Below are 19,257 nucleotides of genomic sequence, written 5' to 3'. Positions count from 1 at the left end.
AGCGGTGATTTCCCGATAACAAAGGCGGACACTCTCGTTCCTCCAGGGAATACCCCCCTCCGACTTGTAGCGCCAAGCAAGAGTATCAGAACGCAATATGATTTACTTCGATATAAAGTACAATACGAATATGAACGGAGCATGAACAAAAGAGCTGCAGCCCCGTTTTAGCTCCTGGTAAGTTGTTGAAAGCATTCCAGCAATAATACAAAAAAAAACTGCAAGCGCGAGCGCCTGCAGTTCGTTGATTTCATATTCATTTATTTTACGATGCTGATTTTGGAAAAGATAGCTTAAACACCGTTTCTTTAGCTGAACTGGAAAACGAAATATCCCCATCGTTTTTGGACATGATTTGCTTGCAAATGGTAAGTCCTAGACCCGTGCCGTTTGTTTTATTGGTAACAAAAGGCGCGAACAATGACTTGGCGAGGTTCGCCGGAATCTCCGGTCCATTATTAGTAATATGAATATAAGCCTTTTGATGATCCTCAAAAGCAGAAATCATCATTTTTTTATCATATTTCGTATCGGCCAAAGCATCGATTCCATTGTTTATCAAATTGTTCAGTACTTGCTGAATGGCTAGCTTTTGGACGCGGAGCGTCATATCATCAGCAATTTTAACGCTTAAATTGACGTTCTCATTGATTAGGCGAGGACGCAGCAAAGACAGATTGTAATCCAGCATCTGCTTTACGGATATCGGTGCCATTTCTTCTTCAACCATAGGTCTTTTGGAAAAGCTTAAAAAGCCTGTTACCTGCATATGCATATTGTTGCATTCATTCTCTATGAACTCCAAATATGCATCCGCTTTCTCAACCGGCAATGTCCGGATATTCGAACGCAGCAGCTTAATAAACCCTTTAATGGAAGTTAAGGGGTTACGAATCTCATGCGCCATACTGGCAGCCATTTTGCCGATCAAGTTCATTCGGTCATCATGCAGTTCATGGATCGCCATATCTTTTTCTTTGATGGAAGCTACTGTGATTTGCCAGTAGTTCTCGCACAAGGTCGCCTCAAAATCATCAATTCGTAAGCAAATGTTCTGATAAAGATTAATAGGCAGCGAATCCCCGCAAACTTCCAGTAACGAGCGGCGCCATAAATGCGAGCATTGAATGATATCAATAATTTGAAGCCCCAATTCTTCAAACCTTTCACACCATTGGGCAACGGATTGTTGAATCGGATGCCGGTCGGTCGGAATATGAAGATCGGTAAGATAATCAAAATAAATGTCGCCTCTATACTTCATATTGGATAGATTATAGCCGCGCGATATCTGCTCTGACATTAGCTCCAGCCACTGTTCGATAACCTGTGGCTTCTTATCCCGTAAATGCTTTAACAAAGGCTCTGCATCCATAAAGAAAACCCGCCTATATAGAGAAATGTGATATTATATAACATAACATAAAGACAACTGAAGTCCAATGCTTTAAACTACAGGATTTTATATACATTTTGTCTCATAGGATAGTTACCTATTTAAGCTGAAATATAAATATTAAACTCACCGATCGTCTCTAAGCTAAGCGGAATGCTGAACACTTCGCCTCCCCAATGATGAGCCGTCCCATTCACGAGACTAGGCGGCGTAATATCCACTTCAATCCCCTGCTGATACAGCATCGTGCTGGCGTTACCGCTGATCATATTTCCTAATTCCCCAACTGCGCTCTGGCAAAGCTCATCAAAATGCGTTACGGTAAATCCTCCCATCATGCCAGATACCATTCTTAAAGCTACGGTTTCGGGAAATCCGAAAATAATATCTTTTTGCAGTTGACCCAATATGCCGATTTTAAGCCAGATATAATCCTCCGTGTAATGAATCGTTCTCTTACTTAGCTGCCCTACAACCGGTTTAATTTGGATCAACGTTTCAATGACATGAAGGGATGAAGTTAAGAACGGGTTCACGAAGTTTGCTTGCACATGATACAGCCCCTTTGCGAATGGAAATTTGAAATAAAATAGAAAAAACTGCCCGAAATTGGGCAGTCTTGTTTTACAAAACTTAGAACCTATGCGCCGTTTTCGGTAACCCAGCCGCCATTAGATTGCTCCTTTAGGCCTGTGGCTTTGCGTCCTTGCCTTTCGGCAAGTTTGCCATTATCGATTTGTCATGGTGATTATGTAGTTAAACTAAAACTATTGTAGCATACAACCTGCCAAAATAGTACTTGTTTTCCTATTTCTCTTATAGGGTACCACGACTTTACTACTATGCCCAACAAAAGAAAGTATTCGACTTCATGAAAAATGTCCTAGCATAGGAGCTTTATTTCAAACCCGTTAACGCAATGCCGCGAATAATGTGCTTTTGGAACAACAGAAATACAATGATTAACGGCAGGACAGACACGGTAGCCCCCGTCATAATCAGCGCCCAACCGCTGCTGTCCTTTTGTTCGCTGGAGAAGAAAGAAATGCCGACCGGGATCGTCAAATGCTCTGGAGACTGAGTAACGATAAGCGGCCAAATAAAAGCGTTCCAGCTGGATAAAAAAGTAAGTATGCTCAGTGTGGCTAATGCAGGGCGAACAAGCGGAACGGCAATACGCAGCATAATGCTCCACTCATTCATCCCGTCGACCCTGGCCGCGTCCAGCAATTCTTGAGGTACCTGCTCCATGAACTGCTTCATCAGGAATATGCCGAACGCAGACATTAAACCGGGAAACAAGATGCCTGTGTAAGTGTCCACCCATTCTAATTGAACGGAGGCCATATACCAAGGAATGATCAGCATTTCCGTCGGCACCATCATGGTGCTTAAGATAGCTATAAAAATGAGCTTCTTGCCGTGAAATGTAAACCGCGCCAAAATATATCCTGCTACCGTATCGAATAAGGCCACACTAACCGTAGTAATACAGGCAACGATGATACTGTTCAATATCCAATCTGCGAACGGGGATTTCGCGAATAATATAGCATAATTGCCAAGCGTAGCTGTTGGAGGGACCAGCTGTAATGAGAATACGTCCTTCGGCAGCTTCAAAGAGGTCGCCACCATCCACACGAAAGGAAATACCATCCCGACAGCTCCCAAGCCAAGTACAACATAAAGAAGAATAGAACTAATAGAAGGCCTTCGGAGCCTGCTGCTTCCCTCTGCTGCCGATATGCTCATAGATATCACCTCAACGTTTCTAATAGTCCGTTTTTTTGTTCAATACCTTCAGCTGAAGAATCGACAGCAACAAAATGATAATGAAAAGCACCACCGTTGCAGCGGCTGCCTCTCCCATCTTGAAATGCTTAAAGGCCAGATCATAAATATATAGAACCATCGATAGAGTCGAATTGAGCGGCCCGCCAAGCGTCATATTCAGTACCTGAGTGAATGATTGCAGGTAGCTAATGCTCCCAATGATAACGGAGAATACGAGAACGGGATTGAGCAAAGGCAGCGTAATGTAACGGAGCTTTTGCCACCGATTTGCACCGTCCATTGCGGCAGCATCGTAGTATAACGTTGGAATATGCTCTAGCCCACTGAGAAAAATGATCATCTGAAATCCAATCCCCTGCCAAATCATGGTTGCTATAACCAAATAGATCGCTTGCGATGGAGAGCCAAGAAACAACTGCGGAGCTAAGCCCAGCTTGATCAGCACTGCATTGATAACGCCATTCTTCATTAGCATCCAGCGAAATATCCAGCTTACAGCGACTACGCTGGTAATGTGCGGTATAAAGTACAGCGTACGGAACAAGCCTCTGGCTTTGTTCAATCGATGAAGAAGCAGCGCTACCACAAGACCAGTAATCAGCTGACCCGGGACTCCAATCAGTACGTATACCAACGTATTGCGAAGAGAAGCAATAAACTTGGTGTCATGCAGCAGTGCTATGTAGTTGTCTATACCTACAAAAGGCTTTTCATTAGACAGCAGATCCCACTCTCGAAACCCAATATTGAAGGAATAAGCAATCGGAAGTATGCGAACGACTGTAAAAAACAGAAGGGGCAGCAGCAGGCAGCTGTAAATAAACAGAACCCGCTGCTTTTTATAGCTAAGTCCTCTTTTGAAAAAGAGATGTCTTTTACGGATAGAGAGTTTATCCACTTGTTCCATCTTCACTCCCCCTGCGGTTCAGCTTACTTCTTATCCTGCTTCGCCCAATATTCGTCGTACAGCTTCTGGGTCTTAGATACAAGCTCCTCGAACGCTTTCTCATAAGGAACCTTGTTCAGCACTACCTGATCAACAGCCTCTGTAAAATAATCCCGCTCCAACTTCTCATCGACGAAGAAATGGGCATGTGCAACACCCAACTGCTGGATGAACGGACCCAGCTTCTCGTCCTTTGCATATTTATCCTGCAGCGCAACTTCCTTCTTCGCAGGAAGCTCCCCGACCTTCTCTACCCATTGCTCCTGTACTTCCTTGCTCGTCAAATATTTCAGGAACTCGGCTGCAGCCTCAAGCTTCTTACCCTGCACGTTTTTTGTAATAGCATTCGCCCAAAAGGATACCTGCGTCGCCTTCTCCTTATAAGCCGGCAGCGGTGCGATGGCGTAGTTTAAGTCAGGCACATCCTTCTTCAAGCCTCCGAGCTGGAACGACCCATCAATATTCATGGCAGCGTAACCGCCTTTAAAAGCCGTAATGTCATCATTGTAAAAATTGTTCGTACCCACTTTATGTACAAGGGACAAGTCTATTAAATACTTGAAAGCCTCAAGGCCTGCTGGAGATTGATTCCACAAAATTTTGCGCCTATCGTCGCTAATATCTTTGCCTCCCGCCTGGTATACCAGCGCATCGCGATACCAATGGTGGAGCTGGGCGTTCGGCTGCCAAGCCAGCCCTTCAATGATGTATTGATCATTTTTATCCTTTTGAGTCAGCTTCTTGGCATAAGCAACCAGCTCATCCCAAGTGGCTGGTGGTTTGGCCGGGTCGAGTCCCGCTTTGACATACAAATCCTTGTTATAAAAAAGCGCCAGCGTTCGAACAGCCGTAGGAATAGCATAATATTTGCCGTTCAGCTTGGCGGTGTCAACAAAGGGGAAGAACTCCTGCTTAATGGTAGCCTCGGAAAATGCGCTGTCAGGCAGAGGCTGCAAATAGCCTGAAGAAACATATTTGGGCAGCCAGCCGTAGTACAGGTTGATTACATCGGGTCCTTTACCCGCTGGAACAAGCGCTGCGACCTTCTCGTTATACTGATCATAGGGAAAGTTGGTCTGCTTTACAGTAATATTAGGATGCTTCTTCTGAAAATCTTCGATCAACGAGCTGATTAAATCGACCTTGGCGGGATATTGATACTGCCAATATTCGATGGTCACTTTCTCGTCCTTGCCTGCCGCTGAATCTGCTGAGGATTTGGAAGCATCATTGCCTTTTGCAGCGGCTGGAGTGTCGGAAGACGAATGGGCGGCTCCCCCCGAGCAGCCCGACAGAGTAATAAGTAAGCCCGACAGCAGCAGGGCGGCTCTCATGCGGTACGCAGAATAGCTATTCCTTTTTCTTTTCATAATCCCATTCCTCTCCTTGTCTGGTGTAGTTATAACTGGAAGTTCAGCAAACGCCTCGCATTGTTGCCGAACACATTCTCAATCTCGGCTTCGGTCCACCTTAATTCCCGGCAAACTCTCACTTGATCTTGCAAATAACGGTACACATAGCCTCGAGGAAAGCCGCTCGAATCCGATCCGTAGATGATTCGTTCCGGACCGATCAGCTCATAGGCTTTGCGGAACAATGACTCCAATGTCAGCTCGTAAGGTGTCCACCGCATCCACTGGTTAGAACCCGATGTATCGATATAAATGTTGGGGCAGCTCCAGCATAGATGGAGCAGCTCCTGAAAATAGCCCGCTCCGAAATGCGGTATGATGAATGGAATGTCCGGATATTCTCGAGCTACATTAAAGATCGATAACGGACTGATATTCTGATGCTGCACAATCCCGCCTGTATGGCCCAATATACCGAAATGAATGAGCACAGGCAGCCTTCTCTCTGCAGCGAAAGCCCATACCGGAGCAAGCGAAGGCGCATCAAACGCGATTTGTACCAGCGGGCCAAACAGCTTATAGCCTTTGAGCCCAAGCACATCGACGGCTCTCTTAAGCTCCTCAGCGGCATCCGGCTGCTCGATGGAATGATGTGCGAAGCCTGTAAATTGTTCGGGACTAACTCGAATCTGTTCCGCTAGATTATCGTTGTTCCAGGCCGTCAAAAAGTTGATGCCTCCGATACCATACCGCTTCAGCTCATCCTTCCAGCGTTCGATCACTGGCTTTTCAGTATCCTCCTGCTTCTCCTGATCCTTGCGGGGAAAATCCCACGCCAGGCGCATCCGCTCAGACCGTTTTGCATTATGCTCATCGATGAACTCGTTTCGCTTAAGAAACGGAAGCGGATAAGGCAGATGCGCGTGAATGTCAAACACCTTGAAACCGTTGTTGAACATGCTCCTTCCTCCTTTGCGCAAATAAAAAAGGAGATGCTGTGACCCTCCCATTATTGGAAGAGCACCTCATCTCCGGCCGACCGGCGAATGATATAATAATTATTCCTATATACTTAGTTGGTATTAATTGTTATTTGTATACTATACCCGAACATCAGGGATGTCAACCTTTTTTTACAAGAAAAGGGAGCTACTGCGACAAATCCGCAACTTCGCTCCCTTTGTCCAAACGCTATTGGACTATCCTCATACATTTGAATCTAGTTCCCGGAATTCAGATTGGAGTGCTTGCCCCGGGCCATTTTATACAAAACCCAAATCCCGGCCACTGCAAACGGAACCCATAACAGCTTGAGCCCGTAGCTATGAATCAACAAGCCTACTTGCTCAACATGATCCCCCGTCATACGACCTGCCGTGAAAAATATCAACGTCCACACAAAGCCTGTAGAGTAGGAAAGGAGCGCATACTTACGAAAGCTCATTTTATTAATACCAACAATATATGGCGTAACGTGCCTTACAACCGGGAAGAAGTAGCTTACTACGAGGGCATATTGACCGTATTTCTCTACCAGCTTCTCGGACATCAGCAAGTACTTCTCCATCTTCTTCTTCCGCTTCCATTTCTCTATGACTCGCGTTCCCATGAATCTGCCCAAGAAATAGCCGAGGGATAATCCAGAAATAACGCCCAGATACGTCAATGCGAACGCCGGGATCTCGTGCAGCAATCCGTTCGCGGTTGCCGCTCCACCGGTCATCACAATGACCTCATCAGGAATAGGCATTCCAACAATCCCAAGCCACAGGGCAAAAAATAAAGCCGCATAGCCATAGTCACCAATCATACTTACTAACGTATCATAGCTCATCTTCCCCATCACCTCTCTTGCGGCAAATATATACAAAAGCCGGCGGAAGGTTAAAGGGGACGAATTGAATGGCTTCAATATCGAAATAATGGCTAAGCTGCTGCTTCATTTGCAAGGAATACTGGAATGCCACAAACCACCCGCCAGGCTTCAAAGATAGTAAAATTTCATTCATGATAGCATCGCGGATCGGCTGAGGAAAATTAAAGAAAGGAAGTCCGCTCAATATAAGGTCCAAATGACCGATTCCTTCCGCGCTCATCGCTTTTCGAATTTGGCAAGCGTCGGAGTAACAAGCCATTCCGGTGTATTTCTCCGATAATTGGCTTCTTAATACCGGATCTTTTTCAAATAGAAGGATTCTAGTAGGCTCCTCCGCTGCATTCTTAATATATTCGGTTATCGCTCCTGTACCCGCTCCCAATTCAGCGGCAGCTTGTATTCCATGCCAAGGAACACTTCGCGTCATCGCCCTAGCCAAATATTTGGAGCTGGGGGTAATACTGCCGACTTCCTTAGGGGATTGTATAAATTTATTAAGAAACAGGAATTTCTCCTGCACCAATGTGCTAATATTTATCATTTCATGAGCATCTCCCTGCGTCTTCATCTCGTCACCTATTATCTATAGATTACAGATAATGGTTTTTCTTCTCAATAGTCCGCAGGCTGGGAATTCACTGGACCTAAGACTAGGATGTCCAACAATCGCTTCATCTCATGTAGATTATTGGCAGCTAATGTAACTTTATAGTATTTGTCAGATTATCTCACGTTTATACTCTTCTGATGACTTATTCTTTCAAAGATTTAACAATAAAAAAATACTCCACAGCCTTAAGGCTGCAGAGCATTGAACTCTCTAGGCATTTGGATGCTAATGACGGCTTAACCCAATTGGTGGATGGTGTTCAACTTATTTATTCAACTTCCCAAGCAAGATCGTATCTCGCGCAAGCGAGTAACGGTTCATATATTTGCAGCCCAGCCAGAAACAAAATAGAGCGTAAGGTATCACCGTACCATAAATTAACAATAGATGATATCCGAAATCAGGTGCTGGACCTGAGCGAAACGACAAACTGTCAAGCCGACGCGGCGTAATAATAACATTTGCCAGCTGAAATCCTAATACATACCCGCCATACAGCGGTGCAGCAAAAATCATCAGCCAAGATCGTTTCAGAAAAGCGGGTAACCCTTGCAATGCAATAATATATAAAATGATAAGCGGAATAAACACTAGAGCATAGTGGGAGAAGTACTGTAGGGCAACGCGCAGTTCCTCCATTGGCATTGGATCAATCCATTGACGCACAGCGGCACCTATCCCCGCAGATATAAGTAGGCTTGCTAAATAAGGCAGGATAACGGATAAATAAGCAACAACACGGCTTCCGAGCAGCAACCGCCGCGAATGCGGCATCATAATCCACCATGGAGCAGGACCCTTCATAAATTCAATTTGTCTATTCAAATAATAGATGACTGAGACCATATAAGCTCCGATCATAATCATAGAAAAGAACGAGACCAGATCAAATACTTCCGATGCACTCTGATAAGCTATAACAGCAATAGCCGTCATCAATACAACAGCAAGGATGCTGCCAAGACGATTATTTTGCAGCCCGAACCAGCGGTATCTTCGCCTCTCCATGGCAACTAGTGACCAAAAAGGAGTGCGCCACCTACTGCTCTGTTCCGCCTTCTTTTCTAACAGAGGAGACTGTCGAGCATCCATTACTTGCATCGCAAAGCTGCTGTTAGAAGAGCTTGCTTTCCCCATTTGCCTCATCCCGACTGCTGCCGTAAACCATACGCATAATACGGAAAACGGCCATCCAATTAACAAGAGCTTGACGGCAAATCCAGACACGACCGTCGGTGTAAGAGTACTTAAAGCGACATCGGTATACCCAGCCATAAAGGTAAAAATAAGACTAGGCATAAATAAATACATCATCACCAAAATAATGAGACTCCGCACCCACCACACTTGAAATACCGTTACCAGCAGCCCTAGACTAACAATGACAGGCAGAACTGCAATCAAGAGGAGCGCCTCAGCTCCGAGGATATATAACACTTCATTCCACGCAACAGCTTGCATCTGATGCAGCACCCCAACCGATAGAGCGTACTGCACCATTCGAATGATGGCAAAATACAAAAACAGCTGAACGCCAACTCGCAACAATCCTAACGCCCTGCCCAATACGAGAGACAGACGGGGATGGGGGAACAGCAGCCACCATTCCCTCTCCTGTTTGGTGGATAATTGAATACCATCCATGATAACAAAAAGAATCATCGCCGTGAATACATTCAAAACTCCTGTTATTAACAGGCCGTTAGCGGTCGTAAAGCCGCTCATCATAATCATGCTCACAACAAGCAGTACAAGTACTCCTAGGCAAATCCATTTATAATTGCTTTTGCGGTTTCCAAGCATGAAGGGGCTGTACCGGCTTGTTTCCATATCGGCTAGTAAAGCGATAGTTCTCATGAAAACACATCCCTGTACCGCGATTCGACTGACAGCCCTTGCTCTCTCAAAGTATCAACATCGTCCGTTGCCTTGATCTTGCCGTTGTCGATTAAAATGAGCGTATCAAACAAATGCTCCATCTCACGAATATCATGCGTAGCAATAAGAAACGTTCGTTCTCCGTCGGCCAAATCACCGACTACGGTAGAAGCGATCTGTTCACGGGAAATCATATCCACTCCGGTAAATGGCTCGTCAAGGATAATTAATGGAGACTTGCGGGCCAAACAGCTTAACAGCTGCAGCCTTGCTTCCTCTCCTCTCGACAAGGAAGATATCCGCAAAGCGAGATTCAGCTTAAGCATTTCTGTAAGCTGCTCGGCGTAAAGGGAATCCCAGTCCGGATAGATTGCTCCGGCATAATGCAGCCACTCCCCGGACGTCAGCCAACCTGGAAGCTTGCCGCGATCAGGCAGTACAGCCATTTTTCCTAGCGTCGCGACACCAGCCTCTTCGCCGAATATTTTGACCGTGCCTTTAGAGGGCTCCAACAATCCTGAGCAAACCTTCAACAAGGTGGATTTCCCCGCACCGTTAGGTCCAAGCAGACCTGCAATACGGCCTTTGCCCAAGGTGAACGTAATATCCTGCAAAATGGACTTTTTCTTATGCTTACACTCATTTGCTTGCATTCAATGGCCTGTAAATCTCCGTTAAATGAATTGGTCACTTGCCTTTTCCCCCTTTGTAGCCTGCTAATTCCAGCAGTTCCTCCACCGTCATATCGAGCGATTCAGCCACTTCACGAAGCTTCTGCAAGGCATGAACAGCAAGCGTATGCTTGCTTTGTTGGATGATTGCTTCGTCTTTCGTAACAAAAGTACCTTGGCCGCGGTAAGTGACAATCAATTCATTCCGCTCCAATTCCTGATACGTCTTCATCACAGTAGTCGGATTGACCCGAATGGCTGCGGCTAATTCCCTGACAGACGGCAAGCGAGCACCTGGAGCCAACACGCCTCGGGCGATATCGGCACGCAGCTGCTCAACAAACTGTTCATACAGCGGACGCGACGGGTCAATGCGCATTTGATCCGGCTTCCATTTAAAATCGTCCAATTCGATCCACCTCGATGTTATCAGTGTATGGCTACACACCATACAATATATGTGCATTGTATCACACACCACCACACACTTCAATATATCCGTTTACCCAAAAAGGCCTCCATGACTACGTATCGATTACGCAGCGTCAAAGAGACCTTCGGTTGCTTCCGTATGATGTGATAAGCTTACCTATGATTCACATTAGTCAAAAACTGCTGTGTTACTCGGATCGCTTCCTCCAGGTGAGGTGTGGTCGAGCGGTACGGATGAATGGAACCGAACGTATGGTTACCGCCTTCTATAATGACCGGCTTATGCTGGGGCGCTCCTGTTCGCAGTGCCTCGAACCCCGCAAGAAGGCGAGGAGAATCCTGATCGCCCTGCACCTGGAGTACCGGGATAGTCAGTTCCGCCAATCGCTGAACAATATCAAAGCGATTGCCATTAGTCTCCAAATCGGAATAGAACTCCGCGCGAATCGGCATCTCCTGTTTTGTGCGTGCATTGGTCACAAAACCGACTCCATGCTCGAGCACCTGAGCCTTGAAGGCTGAATCGAACAAATCAGCATAGGCGCTGCCGTTCCATGTTACAAGAGCTTTAACCTCTGGGTGCTCAGCCGCAAAAATAATTCCGCCACCGCCTCCCCGGCTGTGACCGAGCAAATAGATGCGCTCCGTGTCCGCTTCTTCTGCAAGAGGCAGTTTTTGAGCCAGTAGTGACTTCAAAACTAGATCCAAATCCTGCTGCTCTCGCGAAGTGGTATTAAAGCCGAATTTTTCCAGCTCGTCGAAGTCGGATTCATGGACCCCGTTGCATGAAAAGTTATACGTAGCAACATAATATCCCGCTTCAGCGAATCTCGCTGCAATATAAGGGAAAAACCCCCAATCCTTAAAACCCTTAAACCCATGACTGATCAGAAGTACCGGCTTGCGGTCCTTCGCGTACGTACCCTCACTCCGTAATACTCTTATGTCTCCACGAATCTGAAGCGGCTCTCCTGAAGCTAAATGCCCTGCTTCCAAATGAAAGGCTTCATAAGTAATAAAAGGCTGATTCAACCGAGATCACTCCTTCTTTGGTATGTAAAATAATAACGCATCGGCCAATCACAAGTAAATTTATGGGAATGATTTCATTGTATCATATTGACCTAGGCCATTAAAATGATACCGTACGTTTCAATTCTCTAGTTTTTCAGCACTGATGACAGCGATTATTCTGAATATAAAAAAGATTGCCTCCTACCTAGCCCGGAGGGCCTTATAGGAAGCAATCTTTTTTCATTTATGCTTTATACAGCTAGCGCTTGCCGAAGAAGGTACCTAAGCCTCCAAAGCCTTTCATTAACGGCACGATGAATTTCATCATGCCGAAACCGAATCTCATAACCCCTCCCAGGGAGCCCCATCCACCACCACCCGTTCCATTTCCACCCAAACCGCCAAAGGATCCGAGCCCGCCGCCTAAAAGACCGCCCAAACGCCCCGAATTGCCCAGTAGGCTGCCCAAACCGGAAAAGCTTGAAATACCGGCCTTCGTTTTGGCAGAACGCTTCGAAGGAGCGTTCTCCCCTTTTATCCCTTGAAAAATTAATTCTTGGTCTTCCACACCGCGCACCATCCCGTAATAATAAGTGCCGTCCTTCAAAACCATTAGGACAGGCACCTTATTGGTGACATTCTTAATTTGAACGGCCATCGACTGAGCAAGCTTCCTGTCCTTCCTGCGTTTCTCCGTGTTCTTCATTCTTGGCTTTTTTATCATCCCAAATCCACCTTCCCTTCCATCGACTTACCTTACTCCTTGTCTTCTAGTATATGTAACTCAATCCGTTTCGACTGAGCGCATATGCAGAAGGAGGCACTTTTTTCAAAAGAAAGGGAATGTATAAACAAACAAGAGAGAACAAGTACTGTGCTCAGACTTGTTCTCCCTTTACTCTAGCAATATTATTGGGTGACCTTCAATGTATCAGTACCTCTGAACGTATTTCCATTTCTCAAAGTACCAGTTACGGTTACCTCGACATTGCCATTTTGCCCTTTCAAAGCTTCAATCAGCTGCTGCCGGTCAAATTTGACGGTAACTGCTTTATTGCCAGAATGCCCCTTTGAGCCCTGAGCACGGATTGGCTTGCTTCCGTAGACGCTCATCTGCACGGTTGAAGTATCTATCGTGGAAGCATCGTAGCCCGCTGGAAGCTCAATATCCACAGTGACAGAATTGCTCCCGCCATGGCTTTTCAAATTCAAGGTTTGCGGTTGTATTTGAACTTCAGCTGGAACTACAACATACATGTTCGGCGTCGGAGGCGCATCCATCCCTTCACCCAAATAGAAGCCTGTATGTGGAGGCTGATTATAAGCAACATTTTGCCATGCAATGCCTAAGCGATAAACCGGATCGTGCATCAACGTATAGATACGATGATCCGTTACGGCTGTTGTTGTGTAGATATGCAGAGCTGTACTATCCTCCGTTCTCCATACTGCCTCTTCCCTCCAGTCCCCGAACAAATCCGCCTGCAAGGTAGGATTCGCTTTGGTACCATTGTTGGAAGCGGCTTCTGAGGCTGTCAGCAAATTAATGGTTTTAAAATTCGTATAATCCCACTTGTCGATGTGGTTATTGTCCAGCAGCTCGCGAAGCAGATCCCCATCCCACCAGATGCCAAAATTAATGGAAGGCGTTGTACTGCTGATTTTTTCCCCTTTGTTGGAATACAAACCGACTCCGGTTGAAGCCCATACCTCTTCTCCTTTATAATTGGGATCAATATCCGCCGACATGCCTCGGCCCGTGTCTTTGCCTGTGTACACGCCCCACAGCACTTCCCCTGTAGCTGCATCCCACATGGCGGCACCATATGGAGAGTTTTTGTCCTCATCTACTTTGAATACTTCCAGTCCCGGTCTATCCGGATCCAGATCACCGACATGCAGCGCGTCACCATGGCCCAGTTTAGTATTGTACAAGCCTTTGCCATTGTCATCTATTGTCATGGCGCCATAAATAATTTCGTCCTTACCGTCGCCATCTACATCAGCCACACTTAAATTGTGATTTCCTTGCCCTGCATAGGTTTCATTGCCTGCATCGTTGCTGTCAAAGGTCCACAGCTTCGTCAGCTGACCATCTCTCCAGTTATACGCTGCAAGCACGGTTCTAGTATAATATCCGCGCGCCATAACCAGGCTTGGTCTTTTGCCGTCCAGATAAGCGATACATGCTAGGAAACGGTCCACACGGTTACCGTAATTGTCTCCCCAATCCGTCACGTTGCCTCTCGGCGGATCATAAGGCGTAGTGACAAGCTCTTTGCCGGTCATACCTTCAAATATAGTCAAATACTCTGGTCCTGACAGTACTCGTCCGGGACGACTTCCTGTTAAATCACGGTAGTCCGCATTCGCGTCACCAATGACTTTACCGGTACCATCCTTCGTTCCATCCGCTGTTTTGAAAGCAACCTCCGCCTTGCCGTCCCCGTCCAGATCGTACACCATAAATTGCGTGTAATGTGCGCCCGCCCGAATATTTTTACCAAGTGAAATACGCCACAATAGTGTCCCGTCTAATTTGTAAGCGTCGATAAAGACTTCCCCCGTAACGCCGTCCTGCGAATTATCTTTGGAATTAGAGGGGTCCCACTTCAGTATTATTTCGTATTGACCGTCCCCGTCCAGATCACCGACGCTTGCGTCATTCGCGCTGTATGTGAAGGTGGAACCGTCTGGATTCGTCCCGTCGGCAGGCTTCTGCAGCGGAACAGAGAGATAGTTCGTGTCCCATACGTTAGCCTTCTCTGAAGCTGGCTGTTCTTTGCCGTTCAGAATGGCTCTAACCGTATACTTGGAATCCTTCGTTCCGGAATTATCCTGATAATTCGTACTGTTCGTAATCGGAGCCGAATTAATCTTAACCCCATTACGATATAAATTAAAAGCAATGCTATCCGGCTCGTTACCTAGCAGCCGCCAGCTGACAAATACACCGGAATCTACTTTCACAGCCACGAGACCCCGATCCAAATATTCCATTTGCCTTTGAGTAGAAGAAGTACCTGCCGTACTTGGAGAAGCCGCCCCCGCATGGAGCGGTGCAGCTAATGCCCCCAATAATATTGCGCTTACAAGTGCATGTCCTGCTTTTTTGAATCGCTTATTCCTTTGCATAACCATCTGTTTATTCAGCCTCCTTGTGTGCTTTAATTTTGTTCCTTATGCTTCATGCCGTCGCTCCCTTGCTGCTGATTCCGAGTTAACTTGTATACGGTTACAAAATGTCATTTCACCCCCTATCCTTGATTTCATTCCTTCCTACGGCTCGTAAGTACCCCCTTACCATAAGGGATCCGTCCGTAGGCAACAATTGTATATTTTTGATGAGCTTGTATTTTTTTGTATTCAGGCCATCATTCGCTTTGTACTTTTTTGCAATTCAAGGAACATTTACCCATTTGGTACGTTGTGATACTCTGAATTTAAACGCATTTCTTGGAGAAGGACGGTGCAAAAGATGAAGGATCATTTTTACTCCCCTGGTTTTTTCACTTCATTTCATGTTTGGAGCATTTTATACAAAAATGCAGAAAAAGGCTCCGTCTATCCGAACCATAAGCACCCGATGTTTGAAATTTTATATATTGAATCCGGCTTCATGAGCGAATGGATTAACGGAGTGGAGTATGAGCTGCGCGCAGGCGATTTTATTCTGGTCAATTCCGGAGATCTGCACTACCCCCAGGCCCATGAGGAAAGTCGTTTTTTTAATTTTCATTTTGATGTAGAGCCTCGTGAGGTGCACTCTTTATTTCACAGAATGCGGCAGCCGATTGTCAGCACCCATCAGACGCCGGAAATTCAAAGCGAAATTCAAAGCTCCATGAACCGATTGATCCAAATGTTCAAAATGGATGATGAATTGGCATTCACCCAAAAAATGATGGTGCAATCGATCATGATGCAGTTCCTCGCTTTCTTAATCGAAAAAATAGTGATCCCCGATATCCCGGATGATACGGCGGCCTCCAAATCGAAGCATACTATTGCTGCCGAAGTCGCATATATGCTGGAAACGTACGGAGGATCGGAAAGCGTGAAAATATCAGAAATATCGAACCGGCTGCACGTGCACCGGAATTATGTTACAAATTGCTTCAAGCAGGTGTACGGCATGTCACCAAAGCACTACTTGAATAAGGTGAGGACCGAGAAGGCCAAAAAACTGCTGCAAGAAACCACTTTGTCTGTGGAGGAAATCGCTCTGGAGCTGACTTTTTCGTCTGCGGCTTATTTTTGCAAATTTTTTCGGGCCCAAGTAGGAACGACCCCTTTTCAATATCGCTCAGGCGCTTGTGCAAAAGTGTTATTTTAGCATTCTTTTGTGAATTGCTGTTCCCCGAAAAACAGTGATAGGATAGCAATAAATCGCTTTCATTTCATATAACAAGGGGGATTGCAAAATGATAATGCGTTCTTATGCGGCTGCGTTAGCAGCTTTCATCGCTTTCGGCTCTATAATCGGCTGCAGTAACGGCGGAACCCAGCAAGCAGCAACAAGCACGGAACCAAACCAAGCTTCTCCGGCACCAGCTAAGCAAGAGGAGCCTGTAAAGCTGCTGATGGCACAAAAATGGTCGGAAATTAATGACGCCGACTTCCAGTCTCTCATTGTCGAGCCCCTCCGGCAAAAATATCCCCATATTGAAATCGAAATGCTCAAAGGCGAAAACATTAAAGAAATGATCGCTGCAGGCACCGTGCCTGATCTCGTCGCATCCTGGGTGAATCTGATTCCAGACTATCAGGAGCTTGGGTTAGTAGAAGATATGACGCCTCTTATCAAAAAGCACAAACTCGATTTGAACCGTTTTGAAGCTACTTATTTGGATACGATTCGGGGTTACGATAAAGGCGGATTGGTCGCTCTGCCTTATGACTCGAATTTCAACGCCATTTATTACAATAAAGATATTTTTGATAAATTCGGTGTCGATTATCCAAAAGACGGTATGACTTGGGAAGAAACCATTCAGCTCGCTAAACAAGTGAGCCGTGAGGAGCAGGGTGTTCGCTACCGCGGTTTGGAGGCAGAAGGTTACGGCAAGCTGGCGCTGCAGATTGCTTTGCCATCGGTGAAAGACGGCAAATCCAATTTCAACAATGAACCATGGAAACAAATTCTTGAGCTGTCCAAGACGATTAATTCAATCCCTTCAAACGAAGCGGTTCCCAATGTACATCCCCGCAATCAATTCATGAAAGACCGCAACTTGGCCATGTTCGCAACTGGAAACAATTTCAACCTGCTTCAATCAGACGCAGCCAAAGGCTTGAACTGGGATATTGCTCAGTACCCGAGCTATCCAGATAAGCCGAATGTGGCCGGTATGGTGGATGAGCATGTAGCCTTCGTATCCAAAACGAGCAAGCATAAGGACGAAGCTTTCAAGGTAATCGAGATATTGACCTCCGATGCTGTTCAGAAGAAATTGACGAGAGCATCTGGCAAATTATCCGTGCTGAAGGATAACAGCATCCGACGCGAGCTGGGTGCCGATATGCCTGTACTGCAAGGGAAGCACCTCGATGCGATATTTAAAGGCAGCTATATCCCAGCCTATACTGCAACTAGCAAATACCCCGACGCAGGCAAAATTGTTAGCGAGCAGGTGACCAAATACTTAAATGACGAGCAAGATGTGAACACGACGCTGCGGGCCACCGATGAAGGGCTTCAGAACCATATACGCCAAGTCGATGCAGGTTCAGCCAAGCAGTAACCAGACTAGGCCAATGGTTTATCACCAAGAAACAGGAGGAACAACAGATGCTAATTAACGGCTCGCAATGGACGGACACATCCGGCCAACCGATTCACGCCCATGGAGGCGGATTGCTTCAATCTGGAAATTACGTATATTGGTTCGGCGAAAACAGACGAGGACACAAGCGCGTTTCATGCTATCGCTCTTCTAATCTTATGGACTGGGAATTTCGGGGTGATGTGCTGACACTCGATTCTCCATTTCGTGCGATCGATGTTCGCTCGGATCCCGAGATTATCACCGATACCGAAACGAACCGAGGCGCCAATATTGAAAGACCGAAGGTCATCTATCACGCGCCCACTAAGCGATATGTCATGTGGATGCACTGGGAGAACGGAGCCAATTACGCAGCAGCCCGCTGTGCTGTCGCCACTTGCGATACAATTGACGGGAACTATACTTATCACGGCAGCTTCAATCCCGAAGGGTTCATGTCTCGGGACTGCACACTCTTCGTGGATGATGACGGCACCGGTTACTTTATTTCGGCTGCAAGAGAAAATGCGGACTTGCACATTTATCGTTTAAGTGAAGACTACATGTCGATCGACGAGCATGTAAGAACATTATGGCCTGGACAGTATCGTGAGGCCCCGGCGGTCATGAAACGAAACGGCGTTTACTTTATGGTCACCTCGGGCTGCACGGGGTGGGAGCCCAATCAAGGAAAATACGCTTATTCAGATAGCTTGACAGGGAATTGGTCGATGCTTCACGATTTCGGCGGACCGACCACGTTCGATACACAGCCGACCTATATCCTCCCTATTACAGGGAGCATGACGACCAGCTATATGTACGTCGGTGACCGTTGGGACCCATCGGATTACTATCGTTCCTCCTATGTAATCCTGCCAATCCAGTTTCCCCACGACAAGTCGATGAAGCTCAACTGGGCCGATAAGGTGAGCATTGCTCTTGAAGAAGGTACGGTTCATACTAGTCAGGAAAGCAGCAGCTTCTCGCGCATAATGAACCGGTCGTACCGTTACTTGGCGTCATCAGCCTTCTCTGCATCTGAAGATTCTGCTGATGTGAAGGCATCAGCGAAAAAGGAACCCCCTGCGGCATGCATCACGGCACAGAAGCTATCCTATGACTCGGTCGATCAGCATTGGATCATTGAGGAAATTGAGGACGGTTATGTCCGAATAAGAGATAAAATTGGAGCCAAATGCTTAGAAGCCAAATCTTCAAATACCGCTGACTCGGACTCGGATGCCAGTGTGCACCTTATGGTTCAGCTTCAAGAGGCAGCTGACCACTCTACTCAGCATTGGAACATCGTTAAGGACGACGAGCATGCAGGATGGTTTAATATCCTGCATCGTGCGACAGGACTTGCGCTAACATTAAATCGCGACCACGAGGGTGTGCTGCACCTACGACCTATAGATTCGAATGAAATCCGACGCTGTCAGGCATTCGTGATTACTCCACACTATGGCGTGGATACCTCGCAGCCAACGAATGAATAACATACACCTCACAGCAAA

Annotated in this window: 17 protein-coding genes and 1 riboswitch; of the genes, 3 read left to right on the top strand and 14 right to left on the bottom strand. The window is 46.4% G+C overall.

Annotation, left to right across the window (positions count from 1 at the left end):
- Positions 1 to 265: 265 nt before the first annotated feature.
- The 14 genes from QMA13_RS08915 to QMA13_RS08850 all read right to left on the bottom strand — a co-directional run bounded on the left by QMA13_RS08915 (position 266) and on the right by QMA13_RS08850 (position 15,110).
- Positions 266 to 1,375 carry a sensor histidine kinase gene (locus tag QMA13_RS08915; RefSeq protein ID WP_282940984.1) on the bottom strand — a complete coding sequence of 370 codons (1,110 nt, stop codon included), beginning with the start codon at positions 1,373 to 1,375 and terminating at the stop codon, positions 266 to 268.
- Positions 1,376 to 1,497: 122 nt separating this feature from the next.
- Positions 1,498 to 1,947 carry a chemotaxis protein CheX gene (locus tag QMA13_RS08910; RefSeq protein WP_282940983.1) on the bottom strand — a complete coding sequence of 150 codons (450 nt, stop codon included), beginning with the start codon at positions 1,945 to 1,947 and terminating at the stop codon, positions 1,498 to 1,500.
- Between the two features lie 101 nt (positions 1,948 to 2,048).
- Positions 2,049 to 2,133, bottom strand: a riboswitch (cyclic di-GMP riboswitch).
- A gap of 160 nt (positions 2,134 to 2,293) precedes the next feature.
- The gene (locus tag QMA13_RS08905; protein WP_282940981.1) at positions 2,294 to 3,148 is read right to left on the bottom strand and encodes a carbohydrate ABC transporter permease; all 855 of its coding nucleotides are present in this window, start codon (positions 3,146 to 3,148) and stop codon (positions 2,294 to 2,296) included.
- Positions 3,149 to 3,167: 19 nt separating this feature from the next.
- A complete protein-coding gene (locus QMA13_RS08900) occupies positions 3,168 to 4,097 on the bottom strand; it encodes a carbohydrate ABC transporter permease (RefSeq protein WP_282940980.1) in 930 nt (309 codons plus the stop codon).
- 23 nt (positions 4,098 to 4,120) lie between these two features.
- Positions 4,121 to 5,506, bottom strand: coding sequence for a sugar ABC transporter substrate-binding protein (locus QMA13_RS08895; RefSeq protein WP_282940979.1), 1,386 nt, complete (start codon positions 5,504 to 5,506; stop codon positions 4,121 to 4,123).
- Between the two features lie 29 nt (positions 5,507 to 5,535).
- Complete coding sequence (locus QMA13_RS08890) at positions 5,536 to 6,447, bottom strand: amidohydrolase family protein (protein ID WP_282940978.1); 912 nt, start codon at positions 6,445 to 6,447, stop codon at positions 5,536 to 5,538.
- A 260-nt stretch (positions 6,448 to 6,707) separates the two neighbouring features.
- Positions 6,708 to 7,322: a DedA family protein gene (locus QMA13_RS08885; RefSeq protein WP_282940976.1), complete on the bottom strand. Its 615-nt coding sequence runs from the start codon at positions 7,320 to 7,322 to the stop codon at positions 6,708 to 6,710.
- Positions 7,312 to 7,905, bottom strand: a complete 594-nt coding sequence (locus QMA13_RS08880) for a class I SAM-dependent methyltransferase (RefSeq protein WP_282940975.1) — start codon at positions 7,903 to 7,905, stop codon at positions 7,312 to 7,314. The genes QMA13_RS08885 and QMA13_RS08880 overlap by 11 nt, the downstream gene beginning before the upstream one ends.
- Positions 7,906 to 8,238: 333 nt before the next feature.
- The gene (locus tag QMA13_RS08875) at positions 8,239 to 9,831 is read right to left on the bottom strand and encodes a hypothetical protein (RefSeq protein ID WP_282940973.1); all 1,593 of its coding nucleotides are present in this window, start codon (positions 9,829 to 9,831) and stop codon (positions 8,239 to 8,241) included.
- On the bottom strand, positions 9,828 to 10,505 hold the full coding sequence (locus QMA13_RS08870) for an ABC transporter ATP-binding protein (RefSeq protein WP_282940972.1): 678 nt from the start codon (positions 10,503 to 10,505) through the stop codon (positions 9,828 to 9,830). Before QMA13_RS08870 ends, QMA13_RS08875 begins: the two co-directional genes overlap by 4 nt.
- A 34-nt stretch (positions 10,506 to 10,539) precedes the next feature.
- Positions 10,540 to 10,932 carry a GntR family transcriptional regulator gene (locus tag QMA13_RS08865; RefSeq protein ID WP_282940970.1) on the bottom strand — a complete coding sequence of 131 codons (393 nt, stop codon included), beginning with the start codon at positions 10,930 to 10,932 and terminating at the stop codon, positions 10,540 to 10,542.
- A 176-nt stretch (positions 10,933 to 11,108) separates the two neighbouring features.
- Entirely contained in the window at positions 11,109 to 11,987 is an 879-nt protein-coding gene (locus QMA13_RS08860; protein WP_282940968.1) for an alpha/beta hydrolase family protein, read from the bottom strand.
- Positions 11,988 to 12,228: 241 nt separating this feature from the next.
- Entirely contained in the window at positions 12,229 to 12,693 is a 465-nt protein-coding gene (locus tag QMA13_RS08855) for a hypothetical protein (RefSeq protein ID WP_282940966.1), read from the bottom strand.
- 185 nt (positions 12,694 to 12,878) lie between these two features.
- The gene (locus QMA13_RS08850; RefSeq protein ID WP_349254207.1) at positions 12,879 to 15,110 is read right to left on the bottom strand and encodes a rhamnogalacturonan lyase; all 2,232 of its coding nucleotides are present in this window, start codon (positions 15,108 to 15,110) and stop codon (positions 12,879 to 12,881) included.
- A 337-nt stretch (positions 15,111 to 15,447) separates the two neighbouring features.
- Between QMA13_RS08850 and QMA13_RS08845 the strand changes: the two genes are divergently transcribed.
- The 3 genes from QMA13_RS08845 to QMA13_RS08835 all read left to right on the top strand — a co-directional run bounded on the left by QMA13_RS08845 (position 15,448) and on the right by QMA13_RS08835 (position 19,239).
- Complete coding sequence (locus QMA13_RS08845) at positions 15,448 to 16,305, top strand: helix-turn-helix domain-containing protein (protein ID WP_282940964.1); 858 nt, start codon at positions 15,448 to 15,450, stop codon at positions 16,303 to 16,305.
- An 88-nt stretch (positions 16,306 to 16,393) separates the two neighbouring features.
- Positions 16,394 to 17,713 (top strand): ABC transporter substrate-binding protein, encoded by a 1,320-nt coding sequence (locus QMA13_RS08840; RefSeq protein WP_282940962.1) that lies wholly within the window; start codon positions 16,394 to 16,396, stop codon positions 17,711 to 17,713.
- A 47-nt stretch (positions 17,714 to 17,760) separates the two neighbouring features.
- Entirely contained in the window at positions 17,761 to 19,239 is a 1,479-nt protein-coding gene (locus tag QMA13_RS08835) for a family 43 glycosylhydrolase (RefSeq protein ID WP_282940960.1), read from the top strand.
- The last annotated feature ends 18 nt before the right edge of the window (positions 19,240 to 19,257 follow it).

The organism is Paenibacillus sp. RC67 (genome assembly GCF_030020805.1).
Classification (GTDB): Bacteria; Bacillota; Bacilli; order Paenibacillales; family NBRC-103111; genus Paenibacillus_S.
The sequence above is the reverse complement of the archived record's forward strand: the minus strand, read 5'-3'. Positions and strand labels throughout refer to the sequence as shown.

Bases quoted from the DNA above. Each gene is read 5' to 3' on its own strand.
- QMA13_RS08855 (WP_282940966.1), bottom strand. From the start codon at position 12,693: ATGATAAAAAAGCCAAGAATGAAGAACACGGAGAAACGCAGGAAGGAC.
- QMA13_RS08885 (WP_282940976.1), bottom strand. From the start codon at position 7,322: ATGAGCTATGATACGTTAGTAAGTATGATTGGTGACTATGGCTATGCG.
- QMA13_RS08890 (WP_282940978.1), bottom strand. From the start codon at position 6,447: ATGTTCAACAACGGTTTCAAGGTGTTTGACATTCACGCGCATCTGCCT.
- QMA13_RS08875 (WP_282940973.1), bottom strand. From the start codon at position 9,831: ATGAGAACTATCGCTTTACTAGCCGATATGGAAACAAGCCGGTACAGC.
- QMA13_RS08850 (WP_349254207.1), bottom strand. From the start codon at position 15,110: ATGGTTATGCAAAGGAATAAGCGATTCAAAAAAGCAGGACATGCACTT.
- QMA13_RS08840 (WP_282940962.1), top strand. From the start codon at position 16,394: ATGATAATGCGTTCTTATGCGGCTGCGTTAGCAGCTTTCATCGCTTTC.
- QMA13_RS08870 (WP_282940972.1), bottom strand. From the start codon at position 10,505: ATGCAAGCAAATGAGTGTAAGCATAAGAAAAAGTCCATTTTGCAGGAT.
- QMA13_RS08845 (WP_282940964.1), top strand. From the start codon at position 15,448: ATGAAGGATCATTTTTACTCCCCTGGTTTTTTCACTTCATTTCATGTT.
- QMA13_RS08905 (WP_282940981.1), bottom strand. From the start codon at position 3,148: ATGAGCATATCGGCAGCAGAGGGAAGCAGCAGGCTCCGAAGGCCTTCT.
- QMA13_RS08880 (WP_282940975.1), bottom strand. From the start codon at position 7,905: ATGATAAATATTAGCACATTGGTGCAGGAGAAATTCCTGTTTCTTAAT.
- QMA13_RS08895 (WP_282940979.1), bottom strand. From the start codon at position 5,506: ATGAAAAGAAAAAGGAATAGCTATTCTGCGTACCGCATGAGAGCCGCC.
- QMA13_RS08835 (WP_282940960.1), top strand. From the start codon at position 17,761: ATGCTAATTAACGGCTCGCAATGGACGGACACATCCGGCCAACCGATT.
- QMA13_RS08915 (WP_282940984.1), bottom strand. From the start codon at position 1,375: ATGGATGCAGAGCCTTTGTTAAAGCATTTACGGGATAAGAAGCCACAG.
- QMA13_RS08900 (WP_282940980.1), bottom strand. From the start codon at position 4,097: ATGGAACAAGTGGATAAACTCTCTATCCGTAAAAGACATCTCTTTTTC.